The organism is Nonomuraea sp. N2-4H, from assembly GCF_045291505.1.
GTDB classification, from domain to species: domain Bacteria; phylum Actinomycetota; class Actinomycetes; order Streptosporangiales; family Streptosporangiaceae; genus Nonomuraea; species Nonomuraea fastidiosa.
Genome location: NZ_CP147987.1, coordinates 686,802 through 701,179 on the forward strand (window position 1 = coordinate 686,802; position 14,378 = coordinate 701,179).

The following is a 14,378-nucleotide window of genomic DNA, read 5'->3' on the forward strand; positions in this document are numbered from 1 at the left end:
CCGCTCACTCTCCGATGAGGCCGAGTCTGACGTGCCCCTTGATGAGGTTGCGGGCGATCGTACGCCGCTGGATCTCGTCGGTGCCCTCGAAGATGCGCAGCAGCCGCAGCTCGCGATACCACCGCTCGATCGGCAGCTCCTTGGTGTAGCCCATGCCGCCGTGGATCTGGAGGACGCGGTCCACGACCTGGTTCGCCATGACGGCGCCGTTGAGCTTGGCGATGGAGGAGGCGTGCCGGGCGTCCATGCCCTGGCTCACCCGCCAGGCGGCGTACAGCGTCAGCCACTTGGCGGCCTCGATCTCCACCTGCGAGTCGGCGATCATCCACTGGATGGCCTGGTAGTTCGCGATGGGCTGGCCCATCGACTTGCGGATCTTGGCGTAGTCGATGGCCATCTGGAGCATGCGCTCGGCCGAGCCGATGGCGCGGGCGGGGATCATGTAGCGGCCCTGGCCGATCCATTGCATGGCCAGGTCGAAGCCCTTGCCCAGCTCGCCCAGGATGTTCTCCTCGGGCACCCGTACGTCCTCGAAGACGAGCGAGGCGGGCCCCCACTGGCCCATGGTCGGGATCGGCTCGGACTTCCAGCCCATGTCCCTGTCCACCAGGAAGCAGGTGACGCCGTACCCCTCGGCGACGGCGAAGACCATGACGAAGTCGGCCTCGTTGCCACCGGTGATGAACGTCTTCTCACCGTTGATCACCCACTCCGAGCCGTCACGGACGGCGCGGGTGCGGATGTTGCGGGCGTCGGATCCCGCCCCCGGCTCGGTGATCGCGAAGCAGGAACGCCGCTCGCCCTCGATGGTGGGGATGAGGTAGCGCTGCTTCTGCTCCTCGGTGCCCGCGTACAGGATGTTGTCGGCGCTGCCGCCGAACGAGAACGGCACGAACGTCCTGCCGGTCTCCATGGCGATGATCGCGGACATGATGGGACCGAGCGCGGCGCCGCCGTACTCCTCGGGCGTGTTGATGCCCCAGAAGCCCGACTTCCTGGCCTTGGCCCGCAGCTCCTTCAGCACGTCGGGGGAGAGCCCAGGGCGGCCCTCGCGCTCGTTGCGCAGAACCTCCGGCTCCAACGGCATGACCTCCTTCTCGATGAAGGACCTGACGGTGTCACGGATCTGCCGTTCCTCGGGGGTGAGCGAGAAGTCCACAGCCGCCTCCCTGGGCATTTCTAGAATCGTTTCCTAGGAAGAGGTTCTAGCCTCCGCGGGCCGGTGTCAAGAATCGGATTCTAGAATTGACTGCGCTACGATTACCGGCATGGCACGCAAGTCCTCGTGGGAGTGGAGCCGCTCGGCCCAGACCCGCAAGAGCATGCTGCAGGCCGCCCGAGAGGTCTTCAGCGAGCACGGCTTCGCCGACTCCAACGTCTCCGACGTCGTCGCGCGCGCCGGCTCCAGCGTGGGCAGCCTCTACCACCACTTCGGCGGCAAGACGGAGCTGTTCCTCGCCCTGTACGAGGACCACCAGGCGGCCCACGAGCAGGCGTCGGCCGCCAGCGTGGCCAAGGCCAAGAAGGAGGGGGTCACCGACCCGGTCGAGCTGCTGATCGCGGGCGCGCGGGCCTACCTCGCGGGCGCGTGGGAGCGGCGCGACCTGGTCAGGCTCTTCATCGACGGCGACGGACCCCCGGGCTTCGAGCTGATCCGCCGCACCCGCGGGCGCGAGTGGGTGCGCCAGAACGCGGTGCTGCTGGGCGCGGGCGGCGACCCGCTCGACCGGTTCACGGTGGCCGTGCTGACCAGCATCATCGGCGAGGCCGCCCGCGAGGTCGCCACCTCCGACAGCGAGGAGGAGGCGCAGGAGGTCATCGAGGCGGCGGTGACGCTCATCCGCCGCCTCGACCCACTCAAGGCGCTGCACACCGGCGACTAGACGATCGTCGCGCGGCCCCGGTCGATCACCACGGTCCCGTCGTCTTTCGCGGTCCTGAACAGCACGTCCGTGCCGTCCACCCAGATCGAGACGGTCAGCGACTCGCCGGGGAAGACCGGGGCGGAAAAGCGCCCCGACATGGCCTTGAACCGGGCCGGGTCGGAGCCGGCCACGCTGTGCAGCAGCGCCCGCCCGGTCACCCCGTACGTGCACAGCCCGTGCAGGATCGGCCGGTCGAACCCGGCCCGCGCGGCGAACTCGGGATCGCTGTGCAGCGGGTTGTAGTCGCCCGACAGCCGGTAGATGAGCGCCTGCTCGGGGCGGGTCTCGTACGTCACCTTGTGGTCGGGCGCCCGGTCCGGCGCCGCCCACGCGTCGCGCGGCCCCCGGTCGCCGCCGAAGCCGCCCTCGCCCCTGATGAAGACCGAGCTGCGCGAGGAGACGACGAGCTCGCCGGTGCCGAGGTCGACGGCTCTGGACTCGGAGACCACCAGCGCGCCCGAGCCCTTGTCGTAGATGCCGGTCACCTTCGACGTGGTCCGCACGCCGCCCGCGGGCGGCAGCTCGCGGTGCAGCTCGAAGCCCTGCTCGGCGTGGACCAGCATGGCCGGGTCGAAGCCGCCGAGCCGCCGCCCCGGCGCCTGCGCGGCCAGCACCGCGAACGTCGGCAGCACCCGCTGCCCCTTCTCCGTGGTGAACTCCAGCTCCGAGACGCCCGCGCCGACGCCGAGCGCGTACAGCATGGTGTCCTTGGCCGTCCACGTGCGCTCGTACGGCTCGCTCTCCACGCCGATGACGCTGTGATCGAGTGGCATGTCAGTCCTCCCGCCCGGGGATGCGGCCGTTGGTCAGCGCGTTGGGCTGGGCCTTCTCGACCAGGCCGGGGATGACCGAGCCCAGCTCGGCCGGGTCCCAGCGGCTGCCCTTGTCCACGCCGGGGCCGGCGTGCCAGCCCTCGGCCACGCTGATCGCGCCGCCGCGCACGTTGAACACCCGCCCGGTGATGCCGCGTGCCTCCGCGCTGGCCAGCCAGACGACCAGCGGCGCGATGTCCTCGGGATCGGCGCCCTTGGCGCCCTTCGGCAGCAGGTTCTCGGTCATGCGGGTGAGCGCGGCGGGCGCGATGGCGTTGACCGTCACGCCGTAACGCTCGAGCTCCCTGGCGGCGATGATGGTCAGCCCCGCGATGCCGGCCTTCGCGGCGCCGTAGTTACCCTGTCCTGGGTTGCCGTAGATGCCGGAGGACGATGTCGTGTTGATGACGCGGGCGTCCACCGGCTCGCCCGCCTTCGCCTTCGAGCGCCAGTAGGCGGCGGCGTGGCGCAGGGGAGCGAACGTGCCGCGCAGGTGCACCCTGATGACCGCATCCCATTCCTCGGCCGTCATGTTGACCAGCATCCGGTCGCGCAGGATGCCCGCGTTGTTGACCAGCACGTCGAGCGTGCCGAAGCGGTCGATGGCGGCGCGGATCAGCCGCTCTGCGCCGTCGAAGTCGGAGACGTCCTCGCCGTTGACGATGGCCTCGCCGCCCATGGCCTCGATCTCCGCCACCACCTCGGCAGCCGCCCCCGATCTGCCGGTGCCGTCCACCTCCGCTCCGAGGTCGTTGACCACCACCTTCGCGCCCTGCCTGGCGAACTCCAGGGCGTGCCCCCGGCCGATGCCTCTGGCCGCGCCCGTGACGATCACCACGCGGCCCTCGACTATCCCGCTCATCCGACACCTCGATCCTTGACCGGCTGACGATGCGAATAAGATTCTAGTATTGAAATCTAGAAAGGATAAGGGCCTTTGGCGGCGACCACCCCGACCCTCGGCTACGCCTGGCGGACCCTGTCGGTCGTGAGCCTGGCCAGCGTCCTGACCGGGCTCGGCGGCAGCGCGATCAACGTCGCGCTCCCCGAGATCGCGAGGGAGACCGGCGCCGACGCTACGGCGGCGAGCTGGATACTCCTCGGCTACCAGTTGACCACGACCGTCCTCATGGTGGTATTCGGGAGATTGGCCGACTTGTTCGGCAGGCGCAGGATGTACCTGCTGGGGCTTGCCACGTACACGGCCGCCGCCCTGCTCGCCGGGCTCGCCCCGAACCCCTGGCTGGTCGTCGCCATGCGGGTGGTGCAGGCCGCGGGCGCCGCCATGCTGCTCACCAACAGCGCCGCGCTGGTCAGCGACGCCTTTCCGCGCGAGCGGCTGGGCGAGGGCATGGGCGTGTACGTCGCCTCGTTCTCCATCGCCGGCCTGATCGGCCCCACGCTGGGCGGCGTGCTCGCCGAGAGCCTGGGCTGGCGCTGGGTGTTCTGGTTCAACGTGCCGATCGGGCTGATCTGCCTGCTGTGGGGCTCGCTCACGCTGCGCAGGACGGCGCCCGACCGGCGCGACGGCGGGCTCGACGGGCCCGGCAGCCTGCTCGTTCTGCTGACGCTCGGCGGGCTGCTGCTCGCGCTGTCGGAGTTCACCAGGCTCGGCTGGGGGCACCCCCTGGTGCTCGGCGGCGCGGTGCTCTTCCTGCTGGGGCTGCCGCTGTTCGTGCTCAGGGAACGGCGCGCCCCGCACCCCGTGGTGGACATGAGCCTCTTCCGCGAGCCGTCGTTCGCCTTCGGGAGTCTCGCCTCCTTCCTCAACGCCGTCGCGCGCATGGGCATGGTCTTCCTCGTCGCGCTCTACTTCCAGGCCGTACGCGGCGATGACCCCGTACAGGCCGGGCTCAAGGTGCTGCCGCTGGCCGTCGCCGCCATGACCGCCTCGGTGATCTCCGGCTTCCTGCAGCGCCGCTTCGGCGCCCGCACCCTGGCCGTGGCCGGGGCCGCCACCACCACCTGCGGCCTTGCGGTCATGATGGCGGTGATGTCCACGACCATGCCGTACGCGGCCGTCGCCGCCGGGCTGGTGCTCATCGGGCTCGGCTCCGGCGTGTTCCTGCCCGCCAACAACACCGCCATCCTCGACGGCCTGCCGTCCAGCAGGCTCGGCATCGTCAACGCGATGCGCCTCATGCTGCAGAACACCGGTAACGTCGTCGGCACCGGCATGGTGCTGTCGATCCTCGTCGCGCCGCTGCCCGCCGCGCTGCACCAGCAGGTCTTCGCCGGCACGCTCGGCCTGCTGTCGGGGGAGGCCGTGGGACAACTCGTGACCGGCTACCGGTGGGCGCTCGGCACGATGGCCGCCGTCTCGGTGCTGACCGTGCTGACCTGCCTGGCCCGCCGCCGCGCCACCTGAGCGCGCCCGGTACGGTGGCGGACGTGGTTGCACCTTCCCCGGCACGACGGCACATCTATCCCCGCGTGGTCAGATTCGGCGATATCGACTCCCAAGGCCACGTGAACAACGTGCGCTTCCTCGACTACCTGGAGGACGCGCGGTTCGGCATGCTCAGCATCGACCCGTACAACGAGGGCCACGAGCCCTTCGGAGGGCTCGTGGTGACCCGCCACGAGATCGACTACCGCCGCCCGCTGGGTTTCCGCGCGGCGCCCGTACGCGTCGAGACCTGGGTCACGGAGATCCGCCCGGTACGGTTCACCCTGCAGTACGAGATCCGCGACGACGAGGACCTCTACGTCACGGCGAAGTCGGTGCTCGCGGCCTACGACGCCGAGCGGGCCGCCCCGCGCCGCCTGACCGAGAGCGAGCTGGCCTACCTCAAGCGCTACGCGGTCTGAGCCGTCTCGCCCGATGAGACGGTGGTGGATGCTGGCGCTGGGCGTCAACGCGCACGCCAGCGTCACGTTAGGGCTGTACGGGCTGCCTCTGGTGATGCCCGAAATTCTGCGCCATTTCGGTGTCTCGCTGCCCGTGGGCGGCCTGATCGGTAACGCCCCGGCGATAGGGATTCTGAGTGCCCTGGTCGCCTGGGGCGCGCTCGCCGACCGCCACGGCGAACGGCTCGTGCTCGGCCTCGGCGTCGGCCTGGCCGCCGTGACGCTGGCCGGGGCCGCCTTCGCCACCAGCACCTGGGCGGTCATCGCGCTGCTGGCCGCCGCCGGTGCGGGCGGCTCGGCCGCGATGGTCGGCGGCGGCCGGATCGTGCTGCGCTGGTTCCGGCCGCCGGAGCGCGGCGTCGCCATGGGCGTGCGCCAGGTCTCCTACACCCTCGGCATGGCCGTGGCCGCCTTCGTGCTGCCGCCCGTGGCCGCCGCTCACGGCCTGACCGGCGTGCTGCTGCTCTGCTCGGGGCTCGCGCTGCTCGCCGCCGTACTGGCCGGGCTCTTCCTGGCCGAGCCGCCGCACGCGACGCCGGAGAGCAGGCCCGCCGCGGCGGGGTCGCCGTACCGGCAGCCCGCCCTGTGGCGGGTGCACGCCACCAGCGCCCTTCACGCGGTGCCGCAGATCGTCGTCACCACGTACGGGGTGGACTGCCTGGTCACCTCCTACGGCTGGGACGGCGTCGCGGCCGGGCGGCTGTTCGGGGTTGCCGCGATCGCCGGCGCCGCCGTACGCATCGCGGCCGGTCGCTGGTCGGACCGCACCGGACTGCGCATGCGGCCCCTGCTGCTGATCACGCTCTGGAACCTCGTCGTGCTCGCCCTGCTGGTCGCCGGGAGCTTCACCGGGGCCGCGTTCGGCGTGGCCATGCTCGCGCTCGCCTCGGTGATGACCGTGGCCGGCAACGGCCTCGCCTACCTCGCGGCGGGCGAGCTGGCCGGGCCCGGCTGGGCGGGGCGGGTGCTCGGCACGCACAACACCGTGCAGAACACCGTCGCACTCGCCGCCACACCGCTGCTCGGCCTGCTCATCGAGGGCTCCGGCTCTTGGGCGGGCTTCGCCGCCGGGCTGGGCTGCGCGCTGATCTCGCTGCCCGTCATCCCGCTGCGGGCCGAGCGATCATGACCGGCGGCGCAGCCACACCGCCGTGTCCGGTGGCAGCAGGTCGCGCCTGAGCGGGCCGCTCGGCAGCAGCACCTCGTCGTGCTCGGGCAGGCGTACCGGGGCGGTGCCGCAGTTGATCGCGCAGATCAGCGACCCCCTGATGAAGAAAAGCGCTCCCTCAGGGGAATCAAGCCACTCCAAGGTGTAAGGAATCTCCCCCACCAGCTCGCGGCGCAGCGCCAGCGCCCGCCGATAGAACTCCAGCGTCGAGTCCGCCACGCCCTCCTGCTTCTCCACGCTCAGCTCGGCGAACGAGGCGGGCTGCGGCAGCCACGGCTCCACCCCGCCCGGCGAGAACCCGTGCGAGGGCGGATCCACCGTCCACGGGATCGGCACCCGGCACCCGTCGCGCCCCGGCTGCTCGCCCTTCGACTGGAAGAACACCGGGTCCTGCCTGGCGGCGTCCGGCAGGTCCGTCACCTCCGGCAGCCCCAGCTCCTCGCCCTGGTAGAGGTAGGCGGAGCCGGGCAGGGCCAGCATCGCCAGCAGCGCCGCCCTGGCCCGCGCCAGGCCCGTGCCGGGCTCGGAGGTCTCGTAGCGGGTGCGGTGGCGTACGACGTCGTGGTTGGACAGCACCCAGGTCGCGTGCGGCACCGCCGCCAGCGTGTCGCCGATCACCTTGCGGAACGCCTCGGCCGACCAGGGCGCCTGCAGCCAGGCGAAGTTGAAGCTCTGGTGCAGCTCGTCGGGGCGTACGTAGCGGGCCAAGTCCTCGTGGTCGTCGGTCCACACCTCGCCCACGGCCATCCGCTCGCCCGGGTAGGAGTCGAGCAGCCGCCGCCACTCGCGGTAGACGCCGTGCACCTCCGGCCGTCCCCACATCGGCGAGACCGTGCCGAACGCCTGGCCGTCCACATCGGGCAGCCCCTCCGCCTTGTACAGGCCCATCGCCACGTCGATGCGGAACCCGTCCACCCCGCGATCCAGCCAGAACCGCAGCACGTCGAGGAACATCTCGTGCACCTCACGGTTGCGCCAGTTGAAGTCGGGCTGCGCCGGCGCGAAGAGGTGCAGGTAGTACTGCCCGTCGGCGACCTGCGTCCAGGCGGAGCCGCCGAAGGTGGACTGCCAGTTGTTGGGCTCGTCGCGGAAGATGTACCGGTCGCGGCCTGCGCCGCGCAGCGCCTCCTGGAACCAGGGGTGCTCCGACGAGCTGTGATTGGGCACGATGTCCACGATCACCCGCAGGCCCAGCTCGTGCGCGCTCGCCACCAGCGCGTCGAAGTCGGCGAGCGAGCCGAACATCGGGTCCACGCCGCGGTAGTCGGCCACGTCGTAGCCGCCGTCGGCCATGGGGGAGGGGTAGAACGGCGTCAGCCAGATGGCGTCGACGCCCAGCCGCCGCAGGTAGGGCAGGCGCTCGCGGATGCCGGCCAGGTCGCCGACACCGTCTCCAGAGGCGTCGGCGAAGCTCCGGACGTAGATCTCGTAGACGACCGCGTCACGCCACCAGGGGATCTCCATGTGGCGTGTCATGCCCCGTTACGTGGGTGAGTTCACCAGGCTGTGGGCGGCGTACACCAGGTAGTCCCACAGCCGCTTTTCGTACTCCTCCGGCAGGTCGAGCTCGTCGACCGCGTCGCGCATGTGGCGCAACCAGGCGTCCCGCTCGCGCTCGCCGATGACGAACGGCATGTGGCGCATGCGCAGCCGGGGGTGGCCGCGCTGCTCGCTGTAGGTCTTGGGACCGCCCCAGTATTGGATCAGGAAGCCCCGCAGCCGCTCTTCCGCGCCGGTGAGGTCGGCTTCCGGATAGAGCGGCCGCAGCAGCGGGTCTTCCGCAACCCCCTCATAGAAGCGGTGTACGAGGCGCCGGAACGTCTCCTCGCCCCCGACGGCGTCGTAAAAGGAGGTTTCTGTCACGCTTACTAGCTTAGGCGCTGCCTACAAGCTGGATGCCCGCCGTGTCGAGCGCCTGCTTGACCCGCAGCCTCATCTCGCGCGCCACCTCGGACTGCGCGGCCGGCAGCGTCTTGGTGGCGATGCGGAACACCAGCGAGCTGTCGGAGAGCTGCTCCACGCCGAACACCTGCGGCTGCTCCACGATCTTGGCCTCGCGCAGCTCGGGGTCGGCCCACATCTCCTCGGCCACCTGCTCGAGCAGCACCTTGACGCCCACCACGTCGGCGTCGTACGGCACCGGCACGTCCATGTACGCCCGGGACCAGCCCTGCGACTCGTTGCCGACCCGGGTGATCGTGCCGTTGCGGATGTACCACACCCGCCCGTCGGCGTCGCGCAGCCGGGTGATCCGCAGCGTGACCGCCTCGACCGTGCCCACGGCGGGGCCCGCGTCGATCACGTCGCCGACGCCGTACTGGTCTTCGAGCAGCATGAACATGCCGGCGATGAAGTCCTTGACCAGCTCCTGGGCGCCGAAGCCGACCGCCACGCCCACGATGCCGACGCTGGTGAGCAGCGGGGCGATCGGGATGGTGAGCCGGTCGAGCACCGTCAGCACCGCGGTGCCGAGCACCACGACCGACGCGACGTGCTTGAGAATCGAGCCCATCGTCTCGGCGCGCTGCCTGCGCCGCTCGTGCAGCAGCGCGTCGATGCCGTCTGTCGCCGCTCCTCTGCGGAACCTGCTCGTGAGCGAGCCGCCCGTGGCCGCCCGGTTGACCACCTTGGTGATGATCCGGTGCGCGATGTTCCGCACCACGAAGGCGAGCACGAGGATGAGGACGATGGTTATCGCGTTGGACACCAGCGGCGCCCAAGGCTCGTTGCCGAACACCTTGACCAGCGTAGAGCAAAGGATGGTGTCGCTTTGGCAGACGGCCGACATCTGCGTGGTGATCTGGTCGACGTCGGGCAGCAACGATGGAGACGGCGACGTCGGCTGTGGCGACGGCGTCACCAGCAGTAACACTATGGTGGATCCCCCTCCGGAAGCGGAACGGCCGACTCTTTGGACCGTTTCGATCCAAAAATACAGCCGGCCGAACCGCCCGCCGTCACATCACGCCGGGGAAGACGGGGTCGCCGGCTCTCTGGGCCGCGGAGGGAGAGAGACGGCGCTCCGATGACGGACGGCTCGGACGGGACACGCACCCGGAAGCGTGCCCCGAGCCGGTTCCGGGAGGGATCCCCCGGACACCCGCCCGGCTGCGCGGACGGGTGGCTCGTGGTGCGGCCTGTACGGCCGGCCGGAACCGGCGGGGTGACCAGAGGCCCGGTACGCCGGCGCCCCTCCGCACCGGCCACCCCGCCGGCTCCCAGGAGCCGCCGTGGGTCGCGGTGAGCCGCGGTGGCTGCGCTCCACCCGGTTCACCGCCGTGTGCCGTGACGAGCCGCGGTGGCTGCGCTCCACCCGGGTCGCCACGTCGTTCACTCACCCGCGACGGCGAGCACGCGGGCGACCTTGTTCGCCGCACCGGCCGGATCGTCGGCCGTGTGCATCCGGTCGCCCCAGGACCAGCAGTACCACCAGGACGAGGCCTCCGAGACGGCGGCCGGTCGGCACGTGACGTTCTCGGACAGGCTCGTGGCGTCCGGGTTGATCACCCGGACGAAGGTGCGCCCGCTCTGGGTCCGGACCACTCGTGCGAGCAGACCGCGAGCACCGAGCTCGGTCACCAGACGCTCAAGGTGCTCGAAGTTGTCGTCCCCCACCGTTCGTCCCTCCCTTGGGATTCCTAGCCGGTGCGCCAAACATGGCCCAAGTCAGGGGATTGCGCAACGGCGCTATTCGTTCACGGGGAGTCGCTTCTCACTCATGGGTTGTAAGAAACAGTCCTCGGGAGGACGATCCTTAACCGTAGGCTCCCTATCGGCGTTTCCCATCCCGCCGTCATTGCTTCATAGTCATGGGTAGGCGTACAGCGACTCAAGGGCTACGCTGAGTCACCAGTTGCGGACCGGTCGAGACTTGCGTGAGAGGGGCCGGGGATGTCCGGCAGACAGCACCGAGAGACTGAGATCGCTCGGCGGATCAGGGCCAGGGGCCTCGCCGCGGGGCGCACCACGGCCCAGATAGCCGATGAGATCCATGAGGCGTGCACTGCGCAGTTCAGCACGACCCGCATCAAGGCGCATCGTCTGGCGTACGGCATTGCGCTCGCCGACGTGATCGAACAGGTGCGCGCCCTGTTCGAACGCGACAACAAGCCGATGCCCGGCATCGGCGAGACGCTGCTGTCGGCGTACGAGAGCGGCTTGAAACGCCCCGGCCCCGAATACCTGCACTATCTGTGCACCGTCTATCGCGTCGAGCCGCTCGCCCTCGGCTACGACGCGCCCTGCATCTGCGGCCACAGCCACCGCGCCCCGAGCGCCGGCATCGAGATCAAGGAGCGCTGCGGGCAGCAGGAGCGCGACCTGACGATCAAGCCGATGGACCCTGAGCCCGACGTGGAGGAGGACGAGAACATCCTCCGGCGCACCCTTTTAAACCTGCTCAACAACGACAGCAAGGGCGTGGAGCTCGACGGGCCGGTGCTGGGGGCGTGCGAGGGCATCCGGCGCAGGATGGACGAGACGCTGGTCTCGGCCACCGTCTCGGCCGCGATGCTCGACCAGTGGGAGGAGGCGACGGTCAGCTTCGGCCGCCAGTACACGACGACGGCGCCGCTGCGGCTGCTGTGCGACGTGCTGCTCGAGCTGAGCGCCGTGCGCACGGCGATGTCCCGCCGCCAGCCGATCGACCTGCAGGAGCGGCTGTGCAGGATGGCCGCCCAGCTCGCCGGCCTGAGCGGGATGATCCTCATCAACCTCGGCGATCACCGGCTGGCCCGCTCGTTCTTCCGCACCGGGCGCACCGCCGCCGACGAGACCGGCGACCGCGCGCTGCGGGCGTGGATCTGCGCTCGCGAGTCGCTCGTCCCCCTCTACTTCGGCGACGCCCGCGAGGCGCTCAACCTCGCGAAGAAGAGCCGCGACATGGCGGGCTCCATGCCGTGCCCCGCGCAGGCCATGGCGCCGGTCGTCGAGGCCAGGGCGCTGGCCGCGATGGCCGCGGGCGAGAACAAGAAGGAGATCGTCGATCAGGCCAAGCGCGCGCTGGCGCGGGCGCGCAACGCGTTCGCCCACATGAAGGCCGAAGACCGCGAGGACGTCGCCTTCGGCTACACCGAAAAGCAGCTCTACTTCTATCAGGGCGACGTGCTCACCAAGCTCGGCCAGACGATCGAGGCGGAGGTCGTGCTCGGCCAGGCGCTCACCAAGTACGAAGACCACATCCTCGACCAGACGCTGATCAGGCTCGACCAGGCCCAGTGCAAGCTGATCGACGGCGAGCTGGGGGAGGCGGTGGCCATCGGCACCCGCGCGCTCAGCCTGGTCGGCGACGAATACTTCACCGACCTCATCGTCCGTCCTGCGCTCGCGCTCGGAGAGGCGCTCAAGGCGGCCGGCGCGCCAGGGGTGGACGAGTACTTCGCGCAGCTTCGACGACCCAGACAGCACCAGATGCAAGGGGGCGATAAATGAAGCTGAGGATCAGGCGCTATCGCTGGTCCGACCTCGACACCCTGCTCGCGCTGCACCGGATCTGCCTCGCCGAGGTGGGCCTGGTGCCGGGAGACGGCGTCTACTACGAAGACGACTTCCCCCGCATCCAGGAGGTCTATCTCGCCTGCGGCGGCGACTTCCTGGTGGGCGAGGTGGGCTCGCGGGTCGTGGCGATGGGCGGTCTGAAACCCATCGACACCTCCACGGCCGAGGTCTGCCGGCTGCGCGTGCATCCCGAATATCAACGGCGCGGTTACGGCGCGGCCATGCTCGCCGCGATCGAGCGGCGCGCCGTCGAGCTCGGCTTCCAGCGGGTGCGCGGTGACACCACGCTGAATCAGGAGGCCGCGCTGGCGCTCTATCAGCGCCGGGGCTGGCGCGAGCTCTCCCGCGAGCGGGTCGGTGAACACACCGTGATCTACGGAGAGAAACGGCTCGTCCCGCGTACCGTAATGGAAAGCTGAACAGCCCCGCTCACATACGACCCCAAACACCCCCTCCTGGGGTCGCCACCTCTGCTTTTCCCGGTGACCATTTCCGGGTCTCCCGGCGTGACATGCCCGCCGGTTCCTTTTAAGGCCGTTCCGCGGCCCCGCCCGACCGGGCCCGATATCTGAGCGGAACGTGTCCGAGACGCCCCCTTCAGCCCTCACGGATGAGGTTGTACGAACCCGCGGGTGAGGCTCTTACCACCGAGGTGTAAGCAACCCTCACCGGCTGCGCCCTGTACATCTGACGTCGCGATTAGTAGTGCCATGCTTTTGCCATGGCAGTCTTGCCCGCTCCCCGCCCCCTACTGGGAGCCGCGCTTCTCTTGTTCGTCAGCGCCGCCTGGGGGTCGGCGTTCCCGCTGATGAAAGATCTCATCCCCCGTTTACCGGTGGAGGATCTGCTCGCCGAGCGGTATCTCATCGCGGGTTTCACGCTGATCGTCATCAGGCCGCGCGGCCTTCGGGGGATGTCGCGCCGCTCCTGGTTTCACGGCGTGATCCTGGGGGTCTTGTTCGGGGTGGGGCAGACGGCGCAGGCCATGGCGCTCAACGACCTGCCGTCCGCGGTGTCGGGGTTCGCCGTGGGGTGCAGCGTGGTCATCACGCCGCTGCTGTCGCTGGTGCTCTTCCGCCAGCGGGTGCCGCGGCGCATCTGGGCGGGGGTGGCGCTCGCACTGGCCGGCATGGGGGTGTTCACGCTCGTACGCGGCATGGACGCCGACGACATGTCCGTGTCCGCGCTGGGGGTCACGCTCCTCGCCGCCGCTCTCTACTCGGGTCACACGCTCTTTCTCGCCCATCTGTCCAAGCGGCCGTCCGGCTTTCCCGCGTACGGTCTGACCACCGTCCAGCTGCTCACCATCGGGGTGCTGACCGGTGGTTTCGCCGTACGCGACGGGGTCAGCCTGCCGGGCGGCCTGACCGACTGGCTGATCCTCGCCCACCTGTCGGTGGTGTCGTGCGCGCTGGGCTTTCTCGCCCGCTCGTACGGGCAGGCCCACGTGCCCGCGATGCCGAGCCAGATTCTCATGTCCACGCAGCCCGTCTGGGTGGCCGCGATCGCGGTCATCTGGTTCGACGAGCCGATGGGCTGGGGGATGGTGCTCGGCGGCGTGCTGATGGGCGGGGCGACGCTGCTCGCGCTGCCCAGGCCCGCAGGGTCGCCGCCGCCGGAGGAGCGGCGCCGCCGCCACCTGCTCTCGGTCGCCCGCAGGGCCGCTCACGTGCTGGCCGAGCACCGCGTCAAGCGCGAGGACCGGCTGCGGCTCAAGAGCGGGCCGGTGCCGTACATCAACAGCGGCGCCTGCACGGACGTCGCGTCGTGCCCCTGGCGGACCCGCTCGCTCAAGGGCGGCGCGGAGCCCAGCCTGGAGCGCCTGCTCGACCGGGCCACCCGCATCGTGCGGGCCAAGAGCTCGCCGGGGCCGGGATGCTGCCAATCGATCACGCTGCTGGGACGGTGCCTGTGCGATCTCATGGAGGATTCCGAGCGGTCTCATACCACACGATTGCAGCGCTGGTTTCGCTCCTAATGGGTTACATATACCATTCGAAAGGCAAGTGCATTTTATCCATTAGCCTCCCACTTAATTCGGATAAATCTTGCTATTCGGTGGGGTGTCCCAATAATGGGTGATTAACCCCGAGTGGAGAGGCACGCCATGAAGCGCATCGTCGTCCG

At 69.9% G+C, this 14,378-nt stretch carries 14 protein-coding genes; 7 read left to right on the forward strand and 7 right to left on the reverse strand.

What is annotated here, in order from left to right; all coding sequences use genetic code 11:
* Positions 1 to 4: 4 nt before the first annotated feature.
* Positions 5 to 1,177, reverse strand: coding sequence for an acyl-CoA dehydrogenase family protein (locus WBK31_RS03140; RefSeq protein WP_364057824.1), 1,173 nt, complete (start codon positions 1,175 to 1,177; stop codon positions 5 to 7).
* Positions 1,178 to 1,268: 91 nt separating this feature from the next.
* On the opposite strand from WBK31_RS03140, the gene WBK31_RS03145 reads away from it, so the two are divergent.
* Entirely contained in the window at positions 1,269 to 1,883 is a 615-nt protein-coding gene (locus WBK31_RS03145) for a TetR/AcrR family transcriptional regulator (RefSeq protein WP_364057821.1), read from the forward strand.
* Here WBK31_RS03145 and WBK31_RS03150 read toward each other — a convergent pair.
* Together WBK31_RS03150 and WBK31_RS03155 are read right to left on the reverse strand one after the other, a co-directional pair.
* Entirely contained in the window at positions 1,880 to 2,698 is an 819-nt protein-coding gene (locus tag WBK31_RS03150) for a MaoC/PaaZ C-terminal domain-containing protein (protein ID WP_364057818.1), read from the reverse strand. The two genes, WBK31_RS03145 and WBK31_RS03150, sit on opposite strands and share 4 nt — an antisense overlap.
* A gap of 1 nt (position 2,699) precedes the next feature.
* A complete protein-coding gene (locus WBK31_RS03155) occupies positions 2,700 to 3,599 on the reverse strand; it encodes an SDR family oxidoreductase (RefSeq protein ID WP_364057815.1) in 900 nt (299 codons plus the stop codon).
* A gap of 75 nt (positions 3,600 to 3,674) precedes the next feature.
* On the opposite strand from WBK31_RS03155, the gene WBK31_RS03160 reads away from it, so the two are divergent.
* The 3 genes from WBK31_RS03160 to WBK31_RS03170 are packed head-to-tail and all read left to right on the forward strand — an operon-like array spanning position 3,675 to position 6,716.
* The gene (locus tag WBK31_RS03160; protein ID WP_364057812.1) at positions 3,675 to 5,105 is read left to right on the forward strand and encodes an MFS transporter; all 1,431 of its coding nucleotides are present in this window, start codon (positions 3,675 to 3,677) and stop codon (positions 5,103 to 5,105) included.
* A 23-nt stretch (positions 5,106 to 5,128) separates the two neighbouring features.
* Positions 5,129 to 5,548, forward strand: a complete 420-nt coding sequence (locus tag WBK31_RS03165; protein ID WP_364057809.1) for a thioesterase family protein — start codon at positions 5,129 to 5,131, stop codon at positions 5,546 to 5,548.
* Between the two features lie 13 nt (positions 5,549 to 5,561).
* Positions 5,562 to 6,716, forward strand: a complete 1,155-nt coding sequence (locus tag WBK31_RS03170; RefSeq protein ID WP_364057806.1) for an MFS transporter — start codon at positions 5,562 to 5,564, stop codon at positions 6,714 to 6,716.
* Here the strand turns inward: WBK31_RS03170 and WBK31_RS03175 are convergent.
* From WBK31_RS03175 to WBK31_RS03190, 4 genes are all read right to left on the reverse strand, one after another.
* Positions 6,711 to 8,219, reverse strand: coding sequence for a glycoside hydrolase family 13 protein (locus tag WBK31_RS03175; RefSeq protein ID WP_378790135.1), 1,509 nt, complete (start codon positions 8,217 to 8,219; stop codon positions 6,711 to 6,713). The two genes, WBK31_RS03170 and WBK31_RS03175, sit on opposite strands and share 6 nt — an antisense overlap.
* Positions 8,220 to 8,237: 18 nt before the next feature.
* Positions 8,238 to 8,618: a globin gene (locus tag WBK31_RS03180; protein ID WP_364057803.1), complete on the reverse strand. Its 381-nt coding sequence runs from the start codon at positions 8,616 to 8,618 to the stop codon at positions 8,238 to 8,240.
* 10 nt (positions 8,619 to 8,628) lie between these two features.
* Positions 8,629 to 9,576, reverse strand: coding sequence for a mechanosensitive ion channel family protein (locus WBK31_RS03185; RefSeq protein ID WP_406674305.1), 948 nt, complete (start codon positions 9,574 to 9,576; stop codon positions 8,629 to 8,631).
* A gap of 509 nt (positions 9,577 to 10,085) precedes the next feature.
* A complete protein-coding gene (locus WBK31_RS03190) occupies positions 10,086 to 10,370 on the reverse strand; it encodes a hypothetical protein (protein ID WP_364057797.1) in 285 nt (94 codons plus the stop codon).
* A 276-nt stretch (positions 10,371 to 10,646) separates the two neighbouring features.
* Here WBK31_RS03190 and WBK31_RS03195 point away from each other — a divergent pair, with 276 nt between their 5' ends.
* The 3 genes from WBK31_RS03195 (at position 10,647) to WBK31_RS03205 (ending at position 14,229) form a co-directional block, all read left to right on the forward strand.
* Positions 10,647 to 12,185 (forward strand): XRE family transcriptional regulator, encoded by a 1,539-nt coding sequence (locus WBK31_RS03195; RefSeq protein ID WP_406674306.1) that lies wholly within the window; start codon positions 10,647 to 10,649, stop codon positions 12,183 to 12,185.
* Positions 12,182 to 12,670, forward strand: coding sequence for a GNAT family N-acetyltransferase (locus tag WBK31_RS03200; RefSeq protein WP_364057791.1), 489 nt, complete (start codon positions 12,182 to 12,184; stop codon positions 12,668 to 12,670). Before WBK31_RS03195 ends, WBK31_RS03200 begins: the two co-directional genes overlap by 4 nt.
* Before the next feature lie 302 nt (positions 12,671 to 12,972).
* Positions 12,973 to 14,229, forward strand: a complete 1,257-nt coding sequence (locus WBK31_RS03205) for a DMT family transporter (RefSeq protein WP_364057788.1) — start codon at positions 12,973 to 12,975, stop codon at positions 14,227 to 14,229.
* Positions 14,230 to 14,378: the final 149 nt, after the last annotated feature.